Source organism: Undibacterium paludis, from assembly GCF_022568815.1.
Classification (GTDB): Bacteria; Pseudomonadota; Gammaproteobacteria; order Burkholderiales; family Burkholderiaceae_D; genus Undibacterium.
Map to the genome: position 1 here is coordinate 1 of NZ_JAKZHX010000026.1, position 22201 is coordinate 22201.

Sequence of the window (22201 nt, forward strand, 5' to 3'; positions counted from 1 at the left end):
GGTGATGTCATTCGTCGCACCTATGGTTTTAACCAGACCCGTTCCTGTCACTACCAGGATATTGGTGGCGCCGTCAAAGGTTGCGGAGGTGATTGTAGGGGCGGTGACGTTCGATACTGTAATACCATTACCAGTCAGGTCAGCCGACGTGGTAACGGTACTGTCCCAACTGGCCGCTGCTGCCAGGTTGAACGTCGTTGTATCTACCGCGTTAGTGCCATTATTGTTTAATACGCCATTCACTGCGATTTTGTCAACGGCACCCAGGGTCACTGAAAAAGCTGTTGCACTGCTTGCCGTGACATTTGCAGTATCCACGGTCAGGGTATAAGAGCCTGCCTCGCCTGTGAGCGTCAATTTGGTCACGTCTATGGCATCACCACTGGCCATATTTGTGCCGGTAACAGTCAGTATGCCTGTGCTGGCGTCGTAAGTTGCGGAGGTGATCGCTGGCGATACGACATTTGATACGGTAATGCCATTGCCCGTTGTGTCGGCGATATTGAGTGCTGCGTCAGCGCCATTGGCCCAGTCATCCGCTGCTGCCAGATTGTAGGTCGTTCCACCGACTGATTGTGTGCCATTGTTGTTGAGCAAGGTGCGCAAGCCAGCTTTATCGGTCGCCGACAGCACGAGCGTAAAGCTGGTGTCAGAAGTGATCTCTACGTTTGCTGTATCAGTCAATGCATAAGTACTGCCACCCTGACCGGTCAGCGTGAACTTATTGGCGATAATATCGTTGGCTGCACCTGCCCTATGGGTAAATCCGGTACCTGTTACTACCAGCGTACCTGTGCTGGCATCATAAGTGGCGGAGGTGACAGTGGGTGCTGCAACCGTGGCGGTTACGCCGTTACCAGTCAGGTCGGCCACGACGACCGCAGCATCAGCACCTGCAGTCCAGTCTTCTGCTGCTGCAACGTTGTAGGTTGTACCGCCAGTGGAACTTGTACCGTTCTTGTTGATGATCTGGTTGATGCCAGATTTATCGGTAGCACTCAGGACCAGCGTAAATTGTGTATTGCTGGTGGTGGCGATATCGACATTGCTGGTATCAGTCAGGGTATAGGTGCTGCCACCTTCACCTGTCAATGTAAATTTATTGGCGACGATATCATTGTTGGCACCAGTCAGTTGCAAGAAACCTGTGCCGGTGACAACCAGTGTTCCAGTAGTTGCGTCGTAGGTGGCAGAAGTGATGGTGGGTATTGGTACATTCGACACCGTCAGTGGATTGGTGGCGTCAGAAATGTCGCCACCGGTAATGCTACTATTCCAGTCGTCAAAGGCGACTACATTATAGGTTGACCCACTGGTTGACGTCGTTCCGTTTTTATTAAGCAGGCTATCAACAACAATCCTGTCATTGCCACTTAACTGCACAGAAAAAGTGGTGGCATCCGTAATTTCAACATTGCTGGAAATGACCAGTGTGCGCCCGGTTCCTCCTTCACCAACGATACGAAGTTGATTGACCGTAATGTCGTTGGTCGCGCCTATGGTTTTTACCAGGCCCGTGCCTGTGACAGACAGGATGCCTGTTGCAGCATCATAGGAGGCAGAGGTGATCGTTGGTGCGGTGACGTTGGAAACAGTAATGCCATTGCCGGTCAAATCAGCCGCTGCAGCTGCTGTCACGTCCCAATTGGCCGCGGCTGCAAGGTTGAAGGTGATGGCGCCCGTCGCGGAGGTTGTTCCGTTATTGTTAAGTACGCCATTGACAGCAATTTTGTCGGCGGCGCCCAGGGTGACTGTAAAGGAGGTGTCACTACTTGCTGTCGGGTTACTGGTCGCGGCTGTCAGCGTGTAAGATCCTCCTTGTCCAGTCAAGCTAAGCTTGCTGACATCTATCGTGCCGCCATTCGTAATATTGACACCTGTAACAGTCAATACACCTGTATTTGCATTGTAAGTTGCACTGCTGATGACAGTAGGAGCATTGGTGACGCTGATGGCATTGGTGGCATCCGAAATATCGCCGCCCGTGATCACGCTATTCCAGTTATCTGTTGCAGCCAGGTTGTAGGTAGTGCCGCTACTGGAACTGCTGCCGTTTTTATTGAGTAATGCGTTAACTGCAGCAATATCTGCACCAGCCAGTTGGAAAGTAAAGCTGGTGGCACTAGTAACTTCTACATTGCCTGTGGTAGATAATGTATGTGTCCCACCACTTTGCCCGGTGATGGTCAGGGTTGAGACGGTGATGTCATTATTGCCGCCGACTACACTAACCAGATTTGTGCCAGTGACAACAAATGTGTTGGTGCTCACATTGTAAGTCGCGGAGGTAATTGTTGGGGCTGCGACGTTTGATACAGTCACGCCGTTGCCTGTGGTATCGGCCGTAGCGCTGGCCGTTGAATCCCAGCCAGCCGCCCCTCCGATGTTAAAAGTCGTGCCGCCGACAGCAGCAGTAGTACCGTTTTTATTCAATAGTCCATTAACTGCAAGTTTGTCTGCCGCACTCAGAGTCAATGAAAAGGTAGTCGAATTGGTGGCCGTTGTATTGGCAGTGTCTGTCAGCGTATAAGTAGCGCCCCCTTCGCCAGTCAGGGTCAGCTTGTTGGCAACGATAACATCGTTCGTGACCATGCCCGTGCCGGTTACTGTTAGCGTCCCTGTACTTGCGTCGTAGGTGGCGCTACTGATGGCGGTTGGTGCAAAAGTGTTGTTTAGAGAACTCAGGCCGAAGTACTTGTCATTGCTCCCGCCTATACTGCCATTGATATTTGTCCCACCTAATGCAGTTCCGGCACTGCCGCCAACACCTTTATTGCCAGTTGCCAAGCTGGTATAAGTACCAGCATCCATTTTGACCGAATTAGCGGTGCTGCTGGCGTTCCAGATACCACCTACACCACGGCCACCATCTCCGCCGTTACCAGTAGACGAATAATTTGCTGCAACACCACCACCACCACCACCACCAGCACCGATATTATTATTGATGGTACTGGTGAGTATGGTGATGGATCCTGTGGTGTTGTTATAAATCGCCGCAGCCGCATTACCACCTGTACCGCCGGCCTTGTCGGTACCAGTACCGCCGCCACCGCCACCTATTCCTATCGAGCCATTGTTGGCTGTTGCACCAGCACCGCCAACAGTGTAGCCACTACCACTAAACGTCGATGCCGCGCCACCAGTAGCACTGCCGCCACCGCCGCCACGTCCGTTTGCACCACCGCCCGTGCCGCCGGTGATGCCGGAAATTGCACCAGGAGACTGTGCACCGGCACCGATACCGCCCGCAGCACCACTACCTGAGCCAAAACCGCCACCACCGCCGCCGCCGCCGCCATACAAACCTACGCTAGTACCGCCACCACCACCGCCACCTGCTGCTTTGTTGTTCGTAATGGTACTGTTGGAGATGGTTAATGTTCCACTGTTATTGATACCAGCGCCGAAACCATCTGAGCCATTGCCACCAATACCACCTGTGGCGTTGCTACCACCAGCGCCATTGCTCAGACCGTTTCTGATGATCAAGCCATCCAGCGTCACGGTGCCAGTAATAATATTGATGACCCGGCTACTGTTGTTGGCATCAATAGTTACGTCAGGAGTACCGTTACCGTCAAGATCACCTTCTATGATCAGGTTTTTGCTGATCAATAATTGACCTGTACTGAGTGTCACTGTCCGGCTGGCATCAAAAGTGACGGTATCCCCTGAGCTAGCTGCAGTAATCGCAGTACGCAGAGAACCAGCACCTGAGTCATTGCCATTGGTAACTGTGACGGTGACCAAAGAATGGTCATAATGACTTTCTGCATCTTTGGATAAAACCGAGGTGGCTTCTATTTTGCCAGTGGTCACCTCTAGATCCCAGTCGCCACCTGCACCAGTGCGGTTGCTGGAGGCGGCCACATCGGCACCAGTCAGGGTCGCCAGATTGGAGACGAAGCTCGCACCGTCATTGCCAGCAGCCAAATTACATGAATACACCAGGATATCGCCACCAGGTATCAGTGCCTTACCGATTTTGGCCAACGCATCGCTATGGCTATTAATGGTATTGTTGTCGAGAAAAGTCTTACCCAACCACAGATTACCTTCAAAGCCATGCGCAACGATTTGCACTGAATTGACCTGATGCCCGGCCAGGTAATCAGCCATTTGTTGCAAGCCATCACTATTACTTTGCAGGAAGACTACTTCAGTATTCGCTGCCACCCCTTTGAGCAGGTTACTGGCGTCTGCAACCCTGCTATCAATAAATACGACATCATGAGCAATGGGCTTGCTTGCAGTTGGATTCGGAGCAGGCGCTGCAGGATTTTCCATCGATGGTGCCGCTGCAGGGGCAGTCGGGGTCAGCGCCTCATGTATGAGGCTAGGGTGCGCCAACTGAATTTCATGGGCCTGGATAGAAGCATAGTCGTGCTCAGACAGTGTGGCTTTCAGGTGAAGGACATTGGACGTATTCATAATCATCAAGCCTGGCTAAAGTGTGGACGGTAACTTCTGGTGCTTATTGCGGACAGATTAGAAAAAACAAAATAGTATATTTCTAATGCGTAAGAAGATCGTAAGAGCGTATTGTGATTTGCTCAAATTGACGATGTCGGTTCTCGCTGACGATCGAAAGACAGAACACGGCCTGCCACTGCATCACCCGGCCCTATTGGCCTTGGCGAAATAATCGGCACCATTTGAACAGCATGTCAACATTGATGCCATTCTCTTGCTCTAGATGTGAGAACGATGCACAAAGTTCGGATACGCGCTGTTCAAGTTGCATCATGAATGTTGCTACTTCAATCTTGCCTCTTGAATTCCTTTGATAGTTGGGTCGCGGCTCCCGAACACAGGTGTGTCTGATAAGCTTAAAGTAGTTCCCGTTAAGATATAACGGGAACTACTCAGACCAGATGCTTACGCCAGGCCAGTTTTCAAGTCAGTAATCAAACCGGCATAAACCTGGCCAGATACTCAGGAGAATTGAGGAACTGGCCAATGAGGGTAACGACATCGGTATTGCCCTGTGCCAGCAAGGCATCAAACGTTGCCTGATCCGGCGCATGACCCAGGAGACCAATATAATCCAGCGTCAGCGATACTTTCGATTGCGAGTTCGCCTTGAACTCAGCCGACTCCGTAAAGCCCGCCAGCATATCGCCACGCGAGAGACCATTACCCAGTTGCCCCAGCCAGTAAGCCTTGCCTGCTGCATCAGAAGAACGGTGCAAGACATTCTGATAGACCCTATCCACAAAGGCCGTATTATCCAGTACCCCGTAAGTCTTCTGGAGCTCCGCACTGGCGACAAAGGATGCACTGATCTTACTCAGATTCATGCCATCCTTCTGTGCCTGCATCCAGTAAGCCAGACCATCACGGTCAGGCAAATGGTCAAAGGCACCAAAGTACAGACGCGTGATACCGCCTATGCCACTCTGGAATTCAGCCGACTCCATGAAGGACGCCGCCACCTGCGCCCGGCTCATCTTGCCGCTATCGACCTGTTGCTGCCAGTACTGCACACCCGCCGTATCCGCTTCACGGAACAACACATCGCGGTATAACTGCATCGCAAACAGGTCAGCCTTGTGCAAGACATCATTGTCCTTCATATCCAGTTTGGTGCCCACCTTTGCTTCTATCGCATCCGGGATACCATCACCATCCCTGTCGCCGGGCAGAGGAATATTCCTGTATCCCAGACCGCCACTGAAACTGATCTTGCCATCGACCTTGCCATCCGCATCATAAATGCCGCCATCGGTGATCTTGAAGTCCACCTTCAGCTTGCCATTCGTCTCCGTGATACTGCTGGCGATATTCGTCCAGTTACCCGCCTTGTCCTGTACCCAGTAACCATTCACGGAGCCCAGCTTATCGGTATAAATCGACAGACTGAGTTCCTTAACCGTACCAGCGCCATCGACCTGGGCATTGATCAGGCCATAAGGCAGTTGCAAATTCGTGGGAAGCGTAGCCGGACTGGCGCTGGTGAGCACCTTGCCCAATGCCAGGGAAGCATCCACACTCAGGGTCGCATAATGCGTACTGCTCAGTTGACCGTTATTCCAGGGCAGCGAACCCACTTCCTTCTGCGCCTGATCCGCCTTGCCGTCGCCATTGCCGTCTCCTTTGCCATTCCCTGTCCAGTTGGGTACTTCCGCTTCTATGGTTTGTAATATGCCGTCCCCATCAGCATCAGGATCAATCACAGGAGTCGTGTTGTCAGAAGGATTGGTCCCTGTATTGTTGTCATAGGCAAGGATGGAATAAACCTGTTGCAGGGTAGTGCCACTATTGCCTGCCAGGTCAGTGACCCTGACCTTGAGGGTATTGTTACCGCCCAGTGTCTGGTTTTGCAGCGACCAGTTGCTGCTGCCCAGCGTTGCTGTGGCATTGAGCCAGTGTGCGCCATTGTCGAGTGAGACTTGTACAGTTTCACCAGCGAGCAGGCCTGTACTCAAACTACCGGAGATGGTTTGTTGAGTTGCTGTCGTGATGAAATCAGTACCACTGACACCGTCATCATTCGAGAACTTCAAATGAGCGATGGTCGTCGTCGGCGCCGTATGATCAACCTGATACAACTGCCCGGTAAAGCCCCCATTGAGCGGCAGGCTGGTGGTATCAACAATGCCAGTACCGCTGCCCTTGAGATTAAGTCCCAGCGTCCCGTCACCGGTCAGGCCTGTGATTCTGACAGTATAGGTGGAAGGGTCCAGCTGGATCACGCTACTGATGGTGCCAGCGGCAGTGGCCGTAGTCGCCAGTGCAAAGGCCGCTGCATTGACTCCCGTGACAGCTTCACTGAAGGTGACCTTGTATTCTATCATCCCCAGACTGGTGTTCTCAGGCTGGATACGGGTGATGCCTGTCGCCACGGGTGCAACATTGTCACCCACGGTGATGATGAAATTCTTTTCATAGGCGCTGCCCACGGTGTCGGTGGCACGCAGAAATACGCTGAAATTACCCGGTGTCATGCCCACAGGGTTTTTCGCCACCAGGCTATTGCCCGAGATCGCGAATTTGCCATTGTCACGGTCATTCGTCCCATTGCCTGAGACCAGGGTAAACGTTGCCGTATCACCAGGGTTAGGATCAATTGCAGTCAGGTTACCAACAGGGGTATTGTCGGCAGAACCTTGCTGTATTGCTGCATTCGACAACGTAATATTGGTCGGTGCGGCATTGACACCGGTAGAGATGACCGTGGTTGTATTGTTCAATACCGCAGAAGCGATGCCATCATTGGCGCTGATGGTGAAGGTCGTGGTTTCTGTGCCACCAACAGGAGCACGGCCTGCCGCAGGCTGGAATACCAGGCCACGAATGGCGGCTTGTACTGCTGTGGGTGTACCGGCTGCATGGGTATAGGTCAGGCCACCATCGGCAGTCGAGAAGCCAGTCGCTGCCAATGAGGCGGCCGTGAACGCGCCTTTGGCCGCGGTATCAAGACTGATGATGATGGTTTCACTGGCACCGACATCAGGATCAGTGATGGTGACGCCGGTAAAGGGGGAGACCGTGGTAGTTTCTGTTACCGTCTGCCCTGCGACGGTGCCGCCTATGGTCGGGGCAGTATTGGTATTGATGACGATAGCCTTGTTGCTGCCCAGCGAACCGGCAGTACCTGGCGTGGGAAGTGTCAGTGTCGCAATATTGCCAAGGTGATCCTTGATGCTGCCACCGTTCAGTGTCAGTGCTGTGTTGCTCAGATAATCAAGATCAGCGCTGTTGTCGCCTGCCTGCACCGTATAATTAAAACTGAGTACATTGCTGCCTGAACCGCTCGTGTAATTGACGACACGATTGATGGCGCCAGTTTTCAGCGTCAGTTGCGGTGTGCCAGTCACATAGGCGGGTTCGCTGAATGTCAGCGTAACAGGAATGACCACCCCCACTGCATACATGCCATTGGCAGCACTGGAACTGACATCGGTGACGGAGGGGCCGGTGTGGTCGAGTAGATAGAATTCATCTGCAGTACGTCCGGCGACGATGGCATTGCCTGCCAGATCGCTGATGCCGGTTCCGCTGCTCTTGAGGTTCAAGCTCAGGTTGCCGTTGCCACTAAGGTTATTGGCAATAATTGTGTAGACGCTGCCACTGCCAGTCACACTGGCAACGCTGCCGCTGGCTGTATCGCTTGTTGTGATCTGAAAATCGCTGGCATCAACGCCAGTGACGTTTTCTGAGAAAGTGACGGTGTAGCTGAGGCTGGAGCCATTGGTCTCCGCTGCGGCAGAACCCGTGCGATTGATGGACACGGCCGTAGGAATCACAGCATCCACCAAAATGCCAGCACTGCTGCCTGTGCCATGCAAAACGAGATCGGCATTATTCCCACCTGCATCCCTGATGCTGCCGCTGTTGAGGGCAAGGCTGCTACCCAGGTTGATGCCATTGCTATCGAGATTGCCGCTGGCAACCGTGTAGCGGAAAGTCAGGGCAGTAGTGCCACTGCCACTGACGTAGGTGGCAGAGACGGTCCCACCTGTATCGAGTGTGATGGGCAGGCTGGGTGTACCGCTTACCGTGACGGCTTCATTGAAATTGACAGTAAAGCTCAGATCTTGTGCTGTTTTATAAGTGCCGTTGGCGGGCAGGGTGACGCTGCTGACAACAGGAATGCTGGTATCAAAAGTCAGCGCAGGGCTGCTGCCTGCGCCACCATCGTTACCGGCTGCATCGGTGTACGTCCCGGCAGCAACGGTGATGCTGGCAGTGCCACCATTGCTTGATGCAGTTGGTGTAAAGACTGCGCTGAAGCTGTTACCAGAACCGCTGAGGCTACCCAGGCTGCCGCCACTGACCACGATATCTCCGGCTGTGAAACCGACCGGTGCCTCACTGAAGTTGAATGTAATGTTGGCAGTTTCACCTACCTTAAGTGTACTGACATTGCTACTGATGGTGAGCGTTGGAGGCTTGGTGTCAACTGTGAAATTGCTGCTGCTGGTTGTGCCCACACCCGGCGTCATGGTGGAATTATATGTTCCCGCCATGTTGACAGAAATGAGGTTGCTGAGACTCTCTACGCTGGCATTGGGTGTATAGGTTGCGGTATAGGTGATATTGTCCGTGGTTGACAGTGCTGACAGACTGCCATTCGCCACCGTAATATCAGCAATGGTAAAGTCAGTGACCGCTTTAGAAAATGTGAACGTCAGCAGCGCCGTATCCCCCAGTTTGAGGGCAGCCTTGGACATGCCTACATGAAGTGTTGCCGGTGTGCTGTAAGTTGTGATTGTCCCCAGGCTTGCATCGATGCTGCTGCCATTGGTACCGGCAATATTGCCGGTACCTGAGGTGCCGCCCCCAATCCCGCCAGCTCCCTTGTTCCCCGTAGCCAGTGTGGCCTGGCTGGCGGGGTCCATACGCAGTGTGCCGGTTGACCAGATGCCGCCTATACCGTTGCCGCCAGTGCCGCCGTTGCCGCTGTTTGAATAATTGGAGGCTGCACCGCCACCACCGCCGCCACCTGCGGCAATATTATTGCTAATGGCGCTGCCTGTGATGGTCAGTGTACCGCTATTAAAAATGCCGCCTACTGCACTGCCGCCAGTACCACCATTGAAAAAGCCACCACCGCCGCCACCACCACCACCGATGGAGGCTCCGCCGCTACTGGCAGTACCCCCGGCGCCGCCGATCGAATAGCCAGTGCCTACAAATGGGATATTGGCACCTCCACCAGCACCGCCTGTCGTACTGCCACCGTAGCCGCCGCGTTGCCCGCCCGACGTACCTGAGCCATTACCGCCATTCCCGGCACTTGGTGCTGTTGGCAATTCACCTGCACGGTCGGATCCGCCAGCGCCTCCCAGGCCAGCACCGAAACCGCCGCCACCACCACCGCCACCGCCTTTGGGAAAGCCGCCGCCGGTACCCCCACCACCAGAGGCCTTATTGTCTGTTATGACGCTATTATTGATGCTTAGCGTGCCAGCGTTGCGGATGCCTCCACCTGCGCCATCGCCACCTGGTCGGCCGTTTCCGGTAGTATTTCCAATATTATCTCCACCATTGCCTGCTGCAAGACCATTGGTGATGGTCAGGTTTTCCAGAGTGGCCGTTGCCCCGGCTGCGACATCTACAACGCGTGTCAGATTGCCACCGTCGATCTTGACGTTGCCGCCAGCGTTATTCTTGCTGCCTATGATAGTCAGTGCATGACCAGAATCTGCCGTGACAGTAATGGTGTTACTGCTCGCTGTAAACAGAATATCGCCTGTCAGGGTCAGGATATCGTCGGCACCATTTGAGTTTGCTGTAGCCATGGCTGTTTGCAGGCTGGCCAGGTCAGATGCAGACAAGGTTGCTGCCAGATGATTCCAGTTCAACAGTTGCTGTGTATTGAGCGCACTGCCGGTATTGATATTACCGGTCGATATTTCCAGTTGCCAGTCGCCACCCTGCATGAGCGCGCCGGTGTTATTGGTGGATGCGGCGACATCCGCACTGGTAATGACTGACAGGTCGTTGATGAATTTTGCACCAGCCTGCCCGGCGCCGATGTTGCATCCATACAGCAAAAGGTCGCCACCGGGTTTCAAGGCTGTGCTGATTGCCTGCAATTCCTGCTGATACTGTACAAGATTGCCATCATGCAGCACGGTATTTCCCAGCAGGACAACGCCTGTATCCCCATGTGAAACAATGGAAATGGAATCAACATTCCTGTAATTTTTGAGTGCAGCGGCAATCTGTTGCATGCCATCCAGGTTTTGGTCGAGTACGATCACTGTCGTGCCTGGTTGGGCTGCGTGAGTAATTTGCTGGAAATCGGGGAGGCGGCTGTCGACAAAAACCAGCGATAACGGTGCCCGCATGCCGGATTCGCTTTGCACTTGTAAACTGGCTAGTGTTTGAAGTCCTGCACTTGTTGTTGGCGACGCTGATAGTGTTGACTGCTCAGACATAGTGGAATGATCCAATCTTACGAATAGCAAGCTGCTCTCTGCGATGCAGTCGCCACAGGATAAACTGCGGGATGTTGTAGTCTGCACGAGGGGAAAGCTTGAAAGTTGGTGAACGACAAAGTTGGTTATTCTAGATAGTTGTCGTAAGTGATTCGTAAGAAGGAGCTAGAAAACGAGGAAGCAAGAATAAAAAAGCCTGGCAGTTATTTGCCAGGCTTTATATCGCTACGCTTGATGCTCAGCGTGCTGTGGAATAATGCTTTCGAAAAAATTAAACGTTGAACAGGAAGTTCAGTACATCGCCATCCTTGACCACATATTCCTTGCCTTCGGCGCGCATCTTGCCTGCTTCCTTGGCGCCGGTTTCGCCTTTGTAGGTGATGTAATCTTCAAAGGCGATAGTCTGGGCGCGGATGAAGCCGCGTTCGAAATCGGTGTGGATCACGCCTGCCGCTTGCGGTGCAGTGTCACCTACATGGATGGTCCAGGCGCGTACTTCTTTCACGCCGGCGGTGAAATAGGTTTGCAGGCCCAGCAGTTTGAAACCGGCACGTATCAGGCGATCGAGGCCTGGTTCATCCATGCCCATGTCTGCCAGGAAGTCGGCCTTGTCAGCTTCGTCGAGGTCCGCGATTTCTGATTCTATGGCCGCGCAGATGGCGACGATAGGGGCATTCTGGGATGCTGCATACGCGGTCAACTGGTCAAGCAAGGGGTTGTTGGTGAAACCGCTGTCAGAAACATTGGCAACATACATCGCTGGCTTGGCAGTGATCAGGCACAGTGGCTTGATCAGCAGCATTTCTTCTGCATCCAGACCCAGCGCGCGCACAGGTTTTGCATCGTTCAGGGCAGGCATGATGCGTTCCAGCAGAGCGACCAGTTTGGCTGCGTCCTTGTCGCCGGAGCGGGCTTTCTTGTTTTCGCGGTGGATAGCTTTTTCTACCGTGCCCATGTCAGCCAGTGCCAGTTCTGTCTGGATGACTTCGATATCGTCCAGTGGGCTGACTTTGCCGGCGACGTGGATCACATTGTCATCTTCAAAGCAGCGCACCACGTTGACGATGGCGTCTGTTTCGCGGATGTGGGCGAGGAACTGATTGCCCAGACCTTCACCTTTGGAGGCGCCGGCAACCAGACCGGCGATATCGACAAATTCCACGATGGCGTTCTGGATACGTTCAGGCTTGACGATCTCGGACAGCTGTTTCAAACGTGGGTCCGGGACTTCCACCACGCCCACATTCGGTTCTATCGTGCAGAAAGGATAGTTTTCTGCCGGGATGCCCGCCTTGGTCAGGGCATTGAACAAGGTTGATTTGCCGACGTTAGGCAGGCCGACGATGCCGCATTTGAGACTCATGATGTTTTGCCAGTTGGATTTGATTAACCCGCTATTTTACCGGAAAGGCAGGCTTAAAGACCGATTCGACCCGGAATACACAAAAATCAGTCCGCTCCAGATATTGTTGTCCGGTTATTAATATTAGTAAATTCATACTGCATTCCATATTTTGGTGAATATTTTCTGTATTTGCAGGTATGAAGTTTGCTTTGTGTTGATCAATTCCGATCATTATTCAGGGGCGGCATATGAACAGACGGGGCTTCATCGTAAAAACGGGTTTGATGGCAGGCAATCTGGGCCTGCTTTCTTATGCCATTGCGCAGGTCATCAACCTCAATGAGGCCATCAATAAATCTGGCCGGCAGCGCATGTTGTCACAGCGCATGGCCAAAGCCTATCTGCAACTGGGGCTGGGGATAGAGGTGGAGCAGTCGCGCAAGATACTGGAATCATCGCTCAACAGTTTCGAGCGCCAACATGCCGAGCTGAAGAATTTCGCGCCAACCCAGGACAATAAGCAGCTCTTGTCTGAAATGGAAAAGAATTGGCAGCAATACAAGAAAGTCTTGCTGGACAAGCAACCCAACCAGCAAGACGCCCGCGCCATCATGGTGCTTAACGAAGATGTATTGAGCATCGCCCACAAGGCGACCATGCAACTGGAGGCCTATTCTGGCACCAGCATGGGGCAACTGGTGAATGTCTCGGGCAGGCAGCGTATGCTGTCACAAAGGATGGCGAAATTTTATCAGGCACAGCAATGGGGGGTGGCGCCGCCCGACGTTATGGCCAAGCTTGACGCTGCCCGCAAGGACTTCGTTGCAGGCATGACGACGCTGCAGGGCGCGCCAGCGAATACGGCACGCATCAGGGAAGAACTGGCGCTGGCACAACAGCAATGGCTGTTTTTTGATGATGCCCTGGGCAAGATTGCTGATACCAGAAATGCCCGGCAATATGCCATCAATGTTGCCACCACCAGTGAGAGAATACTCAGCACCATGGATGGCATCACTAGCCTGTATCAGCAGCTTGCCTGAGCTGTCATGCCGGATTCTGAACCTGACTCTGAAGCGGTTTCCTGATCCTGCGCTTGCTCAACTTGTGCAGGAATATGGTCAGTGATACCCCTGCGACGGTCAGGCCCATCACCAGGCCTGTCCAGAAGCCACGTGCTTCCATGGGCTGCTGCGGATGCCAGGGCAGCCAGTCAGGTGCCAGCCCGAGCAGACAGCCGATCGGCAAGGCAAAACCGTAGAATGCCAGCAGGTGTATGAGCATTGGCGTGCGCGTCACCTTGTAGCCACGTATCGCACACGATGCCGTGACCTGCGCAGCATCCGACAACTGGAAGATGGCTGCATATAACAGCAGCTCAGATGCCAGCGCCTGTACTGCCAGGTCGGATGTATAGGCTGCAGCAATCTGGTCACGCAACAACATGATGCACAGTGCGGACAGGGCCGCAAACGCCATCGACAAGGCAAAACCAACCCAGGATACAAAGCGCGCACGTTCGCTATCACCTTCACCCAGGGTCTGGCCTACGCGCGTGGTCAGGGCGATGCCAAGGCTCATCGGCACCATGAATACCAGTGAAGAAAAATTCAGGGCAATCTGGTTGGCCGATACCGGCACCACACCAAAACGTGCGATCAGCAAACCGACCGCGCCAAAGGCAGACACTTCGGCAAAATACGTGATGCCTATGGGCAGGCCCAGGCGCAGGGTGGAGCGTATTTCTGTCCAGTTCGGCCCTTCATAATGGCTGAAAGGGAAGGTCTCACGATACGCTTCGGCGCGGCGCATCCAGAATAGCATTGCCCCCAGCATCAGCCACAAGCCAGTGCCGGTCGCCAGTGCACAGCCGGTAGAGCCCAGCTTGGGGAAGCCAAGGTGGCCATAGATGAACAGCCAGTTCATCACAATATTGTAGCCCAGGCCACCCAGTGCAATCATCATCACGGGCTTGGTCTGGTTCAGGCTGGTGGTGTAGCCATACAGGGCGCGGTACATGGCAAAGGCCGGCATGCCCATGCTGATCACATGGACGAATTGCGAAGCCTTGGCATTGATGGCCGGTTCGAGTTGCAGGTAATTGAAAATCAGCGTGGACACATTGAGCGCCAGGCAGGCGATCAGACCCACACCCAGGCCCAGCCACAATGCCTGCCTGACCATGTGCGGCACACGTGCATGATTTTCTGCGCCGACTTCATGCGCAATCACCGTATTGACCGCCATCATGATACCCATCACGGTGACCAGGATGATGGCCCAGACATTCGCACCCAGGGACACTGATGCCAGGTCGTCAGCGCTCAGGTGGCCGGTCATGGCGACGTCGGCCACACCCATGCCTACGGTGGCGAGTTGACCAATCAGGACGGGCCAGGCAATGGTCCAGAGGGCGGCGGCTTCGGTGCGGATGCGGGTTTTCATGCGGAGCTGACAAAAATGATGCGGACGAGCATCTTAACCCAGATTGGAAATCGCTTTCTGTGCCCGCCATCACAAGTCGGGCATCAGGGACTTGAGCTTTGAATCAATACTTGAGCCACAGTTCATTGAAGGAGACAAAACCAAACGGTGTCATCCTGACACCCGCAACATGCGGGGCGATGCTGACTTGCTGGTTTTCATGCGAGACCGGTATCATCCAGCCTTCCTGTACCATGCGTTTGCCTATGCGCGCATAGGCAGCCATGCGACGGCGACTGTCAGCCATGGTCCTGATCTTCATCAGGTCGGCATCCATGAGCTGGACTGCATCGACTGGCATCCAGCGGCGGAAGACACTGTCGGCAGCAAACCATTCAAAGCAGCCAAAGTCCTGGTCATCATGCATGACCTCACGGCTGACGACGAGGTCAGTGTCTTTCATCCATTCACGCGCCAGCAACTGATCAAAGGGCAGGCTGGTCCAGCTGACCTGGACGCCACCGGCTTCCAGTCGCTGTTTGATGGCTTGCGCCAGGCTCAGCATTTCATTGGTCTGGCCGCTGACCATACGCAGTTTCGTGCCTGGTTTGAAGGGGCTGCATTTTTGCGGTTTGGCGATACGATGCTTCCAGATTACCAGCAGGCCCGACGCAATTTTTCTTCTGGGATCATTCTGGTTGAAGAGCAAGGCGGGCGCCAGCCAGTCAGCCAGCGCCAGGCGCTGTTCTGCCGATTTGAAAAAACTGCGCTGCGGATTGCAGATCATATAGGTGCAACCGGATTCTGCGCCCACGATGGTTTCTTTTTTGTTGCAGTCATCGTTGGCGTAACCAAATTGCAAATCAAAACCGGAAGGGCCTGACGGTGGCGGCAACATCCATAGATCGATTTCATCAAGCAAGGGGCGTTCACGATAATAGTCCTTGAATGCCTGCAAGGTCAGCTGATAGGTGTTATTGCGCACAATACGGAAAGCACCACTGCCTATGGGGAAGCGTCCAAAGTTGGCATGCCGCTGGCGTGGGACGATGGATGAATTGGCTGTGGCAAGACAGTGTGGCCACAGGTGATCGGGGTGCGCCAGATAAAAACTGACACGCTGGCTGGGTCCTGTCTCTATATGCTGCAAATGACGGTAAAGATTCTGGTAGATCGCCGACTGATCACGCAGGCGCAAAAAGCTGGCTTTCACATCTTCCACACCCAGCTCGCTGCCATCATGAAAACTCAAATCCGGGCGTAGCCAGAAATGCCAGACGGTCGCATTCTTTTCACTTTCCCAATGATGGGCGATGGCAGGGCGCAAGGCTTGCTGCTCATGATCAAAGGTCGTCAGCCGGGAAAAAATCTGCCTGGCCAGATGCGCTTCCAGCCGACCGTAGACTTTCAGCGGGTCCAGACTCTCCACCGTGCGGAACAAGGGCATGCGCAAGCTGCGACAGGCGCTGTCCGACATGCCCAGGTATTCCGGCAGGCGTGTTGCCAGTTGCTGGCGTTGGTTTTCATCAAGACTGGCAAACGCCTGTTCCAGATCACCGCTGGCCAGCAGGTGCGATAAATGATCAAGCGCCAGGCTGTCTGGCGTCTGTAAAAAATCCAGTTGCGAATGATTGCCACGTCCGCGTCCGGCTTGCCAGTTGAGCCAGCCTTGTTGCTGCATCTTGGCGAGCAGGTTGCGCATATTGCGCTCGCTGCAATGCATGGCCAGTGCCAGTGCAGGCAGGCCTGGCTGTTGCTCCTGGCTTTGCAGAAAACTGTAGAGCTTGCGGTATTGGTCCAGGAGTTTCATGCAGGATGGTCTGGTGATGAGGCAGCACGATAAAAGGGGAAAAAACTTTTTTTATTATATCCATTTTTCACTTCTGCTTTTTTTTAGATACTGTGCGACATCAGATTTGCGTCAATCTGCATGCATGACGAAAGGATAATGATGTTTGGTTTTCCAATGACAGTAATCCGGCTTTTATTGAGTTCCTTTGTTTTCGTCATGGGCCGTGCCGTGGCACTGCCTTTCATGGCGCTGTATCTGACTGAACATCTGGGTTTGAACCAGCAGGTCATAGGCTGGGTGCTGGGTGGCAGTATCTTTTTTTCCACCTTGTTTGGCCTGTATGCCGGTTACCTGGCTGACCGCATGAACAAGAGTCTGCTGATGATGCTGGCCTGCATGATTGTCGCCCTCTGTACCGCTTTGCTGACCGTGGCGGCAAATGCGCTGGCGGCTTTGCTAGCATTGATCTGCATAGAATCTGCGCTGACATTGCGTGGTATTTCCCTCAAGGCCATGCTGGCCGATATATTGCCGCCTGAGCAGCGGCCCAGGGCTTTCTCGCTCAACTACATGCTGATCAATATGGCTTTTTCGATGGGGCCTTTGCTGGGGGCATGGCTGTTTTCCATCAAGATATCTGCGCCCTTGTGGCTGGCTGCAGCGTTCTCTTTGCTCGCGTCACAAGTGCTCGGTTTCCAGCGAAACCTGCCGACAGCGCATGGCAATGACAGCAAATCCAGACCGACCAGTTTCAGGCAAACTTTGCAGGTGTTGAAAAGCGACCGCCGCCTGATACTGTTCACCACCGGCAGCATACTGACTTCTTTCGTATTTGGCCGCTTTGTTTCAGGCTACCTTTCGCAATACCTGATACTGAGCAAAGGCACGCAAGCTGCAGCGCAATTGCTGCCGTATATCCTGATCACCAATGCAGTGACCGTCGTATTGCTGCAATACCCGGTTGGCAAGTTGATGCAGCAAAAATATCTGTTCCGCTGGGTCAGCCTGGGGGCGATGCTGTATGCGGTGGGCTTGCTTGGTTTCATGCATGCCGCTCATCCCCTGGCCTGGGTGGTGGCGACACTGGCATTCACAGTCGGCGAGGTCATTGTCATCCCTTGCGAATACATGTTCATCGATATGATCGCGCCGGCCGACAAGCGTGGCAGCTATTATGGTGCGCAAAGCCTGGCGACCTTTGGTGCTGCCTTCAACCCTGTGGTCTGTGGTTTCTTGCTGGCGCACTTCCCGACGGACGTCATGTTCTGGGTCCTGATATCCGCTGCCTGTCTGGGGGTGGTCATGTACTATGCAGGGACGCGCAGCAGAGGTATTGCAGAGACCGTGGCAATGGAAGTTGCAGCTCCGGTTCAGGCTTTGCCAGACGCCGAGCCGGTCCCGGCTTGCAATCCTTTATCGGCAGCCAGCAAGAAACTGGCAAACAACCGCGTCAAGAACCTGTTCCCCCTGTCCTGAGGCAAGGGCTTTGCTCGACGCCGGGCGAGCCCTGCAAGACTTCTGATTATTTCCGGCTATCTTTTCGCAGATGGTTTTATTGAAACTTCCTTGACAAGTGCAGGCCTTCGTCCTAAAGTGATATCACTTTGATTTCAAAGTGCCATCTATCAGGAGAAAGTATGAGTACGACATCAGGGCTAGCGAGCACAAAAAAATTAATCCAGGAACGCTCGCGCCCATCGCTGGACGGTTACGCCATGATTTTCACCGGCCTGGTGCTGGTTGCCGGTGGCGCCTATAGTTTTATCAGTCTGCTGCGTGTCGGCGGTGAGCCGGAACTGCTGGCTGTCCTTGCCCGCCTGGCGATTGTTGTTCTTGGTATTTTTATCATGACAGGCCTGTACATGCTGCAACCCAACGAGGCGGCCTTACTGTCGCTGTTTGGTCAATACAAGGGCACGGATCGCAGCGAAGGTTTGCGCTGGGTTAATCCTTTTTATGCCAAACGCAAGCTCAGTCTGCGTGCCCGTACACTCAATACAGCAGCACTGAAGGTCAATGACAAGCGCGGTAACCCGGTCGAGATCGGCGCCGCCATCGTCTGGCGGGTGCAGGATACAGCGCTGGCGATTTATAATGTCGATGATTTTGAACGTTTCGTTAACATCCAGGCAGAGGCGGCCTTGCGTCACCTGGCAACACAATACGCCTATGATGATGGTGAAGACCTGGCCGAAGGCGAGACAACTCTGCGCGCCGGCATGGATGTGGTTGCCAGCGCCATGCGGGCAGAACTGCATAGTCGTTTTGCCGCAGCCGGTATTGATGTTGAAGACGCCAAGCTGACTCACCTGGCTTATGCCGCAGAAATCGCCCAGGTCATGTTACGCCGTCAACAGGCAGAAGCCATCATCAGCGCCCGTAAAAAGATCGTACATGGCGCTGTCAGCATGGTGGAAGCAGCCTTGCAAGGTTTGTCCGAGCGCCAGATTGTTGAACTCGACGATGAAAGAAAAGCGGCCATGGTCAGCAATCTGCTGGTTGTGCTGTGCTCGGACAAAGAGACCCAGCCCGTCATCAACACCGGTACTTTATATAATTGATCAGGGATAGGGATTTCATCATGCAACATCCGGCTTATGTGGAAAAACAGTGGTTCAAATTCCTCTGGATTTTCATGCCCCTGATGACACTGTTCACGCTGGGTTCGCAATACCTGGCAGGTACGCCTGTTGCGTCCTGGATGGCTTTGAGCGTACCTCTGGTCAACGTCATTGTATTGGTATTTCTGGGCAGCCTGACCATACAGATTGATGCCACGCACCTGCAATGGCGTTTTGGCTGGCTTGGATGGCCATGCTGGAAACTGGCCCTGGCAGACATTCAATCGCTTGAGGCCGTCACGACAACTTTTATCGACGGCTGGGGTATCAAGAAGACCAGGCAAGGCATGCTGTACAACGCCAGCGGTACCCAGGCAATACGCCTGCAACTGCGCAATGGCAAGAGCTTGCGCCTGGGGACGCAGGATGCACAGCGTTTGCTCAGCTATATTTCACCACGTTTGAATGGCAGATAATGGCCAGTCCAGGAAAAAAATCCTTCCCCCTGCGTATCGACCCTGCTCTCTGGAGTGAAATTGAACGCATGGCGGCGCAAGAGCTGCGCAGTGCCAATGCCCAGGTGGAATACCTGCTCAGGCAGGCACTGAAGCAGCATGGACGGATTCCGGCCATCAGCAAACTTGAGGACAAGTTCCATAAGGGTGATGACCAGGGTGAGACATAAACCTGATCAGATAGTCCTGCAAGCATAAAAAGGCTGGACGCTTTATACTCCGCTGATGAATTTCCTTGCACATATTTACCTGGCCCGGCACAGCGAACGTGCCATGGTCGGCGCTGTCCTCGGCGATTTTGTCAGACTCAAGGACACCGTACTCTACCATCCCGAGATACAGGCTGACATCGTTCTGCACAGAATGGTCGATACCTTTACCGACAGCCATCCCGTTGTTCTGGCCGCCAAGGGCATGTTCCAGGATCAGCATCGCCGTTATGCTGGCATCCTGCTCGATATTTTCTATGACCATATTCTCAGTACGCACTGGTCCGATTATTCGGATGAACCCAGGCAGCAATTGATACGGCGCTTTTATGCAGCCTTGCAGGAGCAGGGCCGGATACTCTTGCCCGATACCCTGCAGGCAGCACTGCCACGCATGATCAGCCAGGATTGGCTGAGTTCGTATCATGAATTCAGTGGTGTGGAAATTGCCGTGCAGCGTACCTCACAAAGGCTGTCAAAAAACGGTCACCTGCTGTTTGCCGGTCTGGCTGATTTGCAGAGTAATTTTGCTGCCCTCAGCCAAGGTTTCCAGCAATTCTTTCCCGACCTGGTTCGCTATGTACACGAACAGCGACCATTGATCAGTTTGCCTGAGCCGCCGCTTCAATAGCGCGTGTTACAGTCCACCAGTTACAACAGACTCAGAAATTCAGTCGCTGTACGATATCGAGATTGGGCTTGGCAACAAACTCTGCAAACTCATCACGCATACGGGCACTTTCACTGATGGCGATCTTCCAGTTCTGTATGCGGAAGTCATGATTGGTGCCATAGTAAAAAAAGTCTTTGCGGTCCGGCAATTTACCGCGCGACAGGGTTTTCAAAAACGCCTGCGATGGCGACACCATGACGACATTGTCCAGCCATTCGCGATTGCTGCCCAGCCCGGCACGGCGCCAGGGCAGCGGCTTGTCCAGCCAGCCAGGAACGATATGGTCGGTAAAATGCGGGTATAACACCAGTCCACCGTCCTTGCTGCCGGCCACGCGTGAATACGGCAGCGCCAGGTGATAGTCAATGATGCCGCCATCCCAGTAAGTGCCGGCTGGCGCATGTGGTATCTGCCTGACCGGCTCCATGATCAGTGGCAAGGTGCCTGATGCCAGCAAGGACCAGCCCAGGTTGTCAGTCTTCAATGGGCAAAAATGCGTATCAAAGTTGTCAAACCTGGCTTTGAGCCAATACATGGTATCGCGTGCATCGCCGACGACTACACGGTCCATATGCCTGGCCAGGCGCGAGCGCGATGCCAGGTTGGCAAAGGTGGCGGCGACAAAACCGGCTTTGGCGCTGGTATCGCTTTTCGGTGCCGTCAGCAGGCCACGCCCACGCACAGCCAGCAAATGCAGTCGGTGATACGGATTATTGGTGACTTCGGTTTCATGGCCACCGACAAAGTCTTGCAGCAGATTCTGAATGACACGTGTCACATAATGCGGCGACGGGTTTTCAGGGTAACGCTGTTCACAATACAAATCCCCCAGACGTTGGAAAGCTGCTACCGGGTCGCTATGGCAGGCCGCAGCCATGCGCCAGGCGCCGATGGAAGCGCCGATCAGGCTGCGTTCGCGTGGCGCCGAGGGCAGCCATTCACCAAACAGCCACTGGTCCAGTGCCTGCAGGATCAGTCCCTTGGGGCCGCCGGCTGCTGCCGGGATGATGGCGACATCCTGCGCACGCAAACCATGCTCACACAGGTGTGCGTAGGCTTTACGACCGGCGTGGATTTGTATGGCGGCATTCATTTTGTCGTATGCAGTTGCATCATCGCTTCAGGGAATTTACCTTCAACCATCAATGGCAATACTGTCAGGCTTTTGGCGATAGCATCCTCTATCAATGGCAGTTCTTCCTTGCGTGGTCGGTGCAAGACAAAATCTGCCACACCCTGCTGCAGATTCAGCGTGCGCGGATGGCCTATGCCCAGGCGCAAGCGCCAGTAATCCTGGGTGCCCAGGGCAGCAGTGATATCTTTCAATCCATTGTGCCCGCCGGACGAACCGCCAAGCTTGAGTTTGGCCACGCCTGGCAGCATATCGAGTTCATCGTGGACGACCAGCACCTGGTCAGGTGTGATCTTGTAGAAGCGGCAGATGGCCCCGACCGATTGCCCGGAACGGTTCATGAAAGTCTGTGGCTGCAGCAGCCAGACTTCCTGTCCGGCGATGCGGGTCTTGCCCACCATGGCATTGAAATTCTTGTCCCTTTGCAGCGGGACAGGCAACTGGTCCAGCAGCCAGAACCCGGCATTGTGCCGGGTTTGTTCATACTCAGGCCCTGGGTTGCCAAGGCCAACTATCAATCGTATTGTCATTGTGGCGGTGTTATCGGGTTTGTTTTCGCTGATTATACTTGCAGTGAAAGCTGGCATAGAAATTCTGCCTTGTCTTCCGCACACCAGCTTTGGCAGCGAGCTGTTTTTGTTGGCTTTGGCATACAGGA

Annotated in this window: 13 protein-coding genes; 6 read left to right on the forward strand and 7 right to left on the reverse strand. The window is 53.9% G+C overall.

Annotation, left to right across the window (positions count from 1 at the left end; translation table 11 throughout):
- The 3 genes from LZ463_RS29170 to ychF all read right to left on the reverse strand — a co-directional run.
- Positions 1–4434: DUF4347 domain-containing protein (locus LZ463_RS29170; RefSeq protein WP_277624200.1), on the reverse strand; the 4434-nt coding region annotated here is incomplete at its 3' end.
- A gap of 476 nt (positions 4435–4910) precedes the next feature.
- Positions 4911–10802, reverse strand: a complete 5892-nt coding sequence (locus LZ463_RS27725) for a DUF4347 domain-containing protein (protein ID WP_277624201.1) — start codon at positions 10800–10802, stop codon at positions 4911–4913.
- 361 nt (positions 10803–11163) lie between these two features.
- Positions 11164–12255, reverse strand: coding sequence for a redox-regulated ATPase YchF (gene ychF / locus LZ463_RS27740; protein ID WP_241459565.1), 1092 nt, complete (start codon positions 12253–12255; stop codon positions 11164–11166).
- A 230-nt stretch (positions 12256–12485) separates the two neighbouring features.
- Between ychF and LZ463_RS27745 the strand changes: the two genes are divergently transcribed.
- Entirely contained in the window at positions 12486–13280 is a 795-nt protein-coding gene (locus tag LZ463_RS27745) for a type IV pili methyl-accepting chemotaxis transducer N-terminal domain-containing protein (RefSeq protein ID WP_241459566.1), read from the forward strand.
- Between the two features lie 4 nt (positions 13281–13284).
- On the opposite strand, the gene LZ463_RS27750 is transcribed toward LZ463_RS27745, so the two are convergent.
- Both LZ463_RS27750 and LZ463_RS27755 read right to left on the reverse strand, forming a co-directional pair.
- Positions 13285–14682, reverse strand: coding sequence for an MATE family efflux transporter (locus LZ463_RS27750; RefSeq protein WP_241459567.1), 1398 nt, complete (start codon positions 14680–14682; stop codon positions 13285–13287).
- A gap of 103 nt (positions 14683–14785) precedes the next feature.
- Entirely contained in the window at positions 14786–16471 is a 1686-nt protein-coding gene (locus LZ463_RS27755) for an SgrR family transcriptional regulator (protein WP_241459568.1), read from the reverse strand.
- Between the two features lie 156 nt (positions 16472–16627).
- Between LZ463_RS27755 and LZ463_RS27760 the strand changes: the two genes are divergently transcribed.
- The 5 genes from LZ463_RS27760 to LZ463_RS27780 all read left to right on the forward strand — a co-directional run bounded on the left by LZ463_RS27760 (position 16628) and on the right by LZ463_RS27780 (position 20369).
- Positions 16628–17929 carry an MFS transporter gene (locus LZ463_RS27760; RefSeq protein ID WP_241459569.1) on the forward strand — a complete coding sequence of 434 codons (1302 nt, stop codon included), beginning with the start codon at positions 16628–16630 and terminating at the stop codon, positions 17927–17929.
- 161 nt (positions 17930–18090) lie between these two features.
- Positions 18091–19014 carry an SPFH domain-containing protein gene (locus LZ463_RS27765; protein WP_241459570.1) on the forward strand — a complete coding sequence of 308 codons (924 nt, stop codon included), beginning with the start codon at positions 18091–18093 and terminating at the stop codon, positions 19012–19014.
- A 20-nt stretch (positions 19015–19034) separates the two neighbouring features.
- Complete coding sequence (locus LZ463_RS27770; RefSeq protein WP_241459571.1) at positions 19035–19490, forward strand: hypothetical protein; 456 nt, start codon at positions 19035–19037, stop codon at positions 19488–19490.
- Positions 19490–19699: a type II toxin-antitoxin system antitoxin gene (locus LZ463_RS27775; protein ID WP_241459572.1), complete on the forward strand. Its 210-nt coding sequence runs from the start codon at positions 19490–19492 to the stop codon at positions 19697–19699. The genes LZ463_RS27770 and LZ463_RS27775 overlap by 1 nt, the downstream gene beginning before the upstream one ends.
- A 55-nt stretch (positions 19700–19754) precedes the next feature.
- On the forward strand, positions 19755–20369 hold the full coding sequence (locus LZ463_RS27780; protein ID WP_241459573.1) for an acyl carrier protein phosphodiesterase: 615 nt from the start codon (positions 19755–19757) through the stop codon (positions 20367–20369).
- Positions 20370–20400: 31 nt separating this feature from the next.
- Here the strand turns inward: LZ463_RS27780 and LZ463_RS27785 are convergent, their stop codons facing one another.
- Both LZ463_RS27785 and pth read right to left on the reverse strand, forming a co-directional pair.
- Positions 20401–21504: a patatin-like phospholipase family protein gene (locus LZ463_RS27785; protein ID WP_241459574.1), complete on the reverse strand. Its 1104-nt coding sequence runs from the start codon at positions 21502–21504 to the stop codon at positions 20401–20403.
- Entirely contained in the window at positions 21501–22073 is a 573-nt protein-coding gene (gene pth, locus LZ463_RS27790) for an aminoacyl-tRNA hydrolase (protein WP_241459575.1), read from the reverse strand. Before pth ends, LZ463_RS27785 begins: the two co-directional genes overlap by 4 nt.
- Positions 22074–22201: the final 128 nt, after the last annotated feature.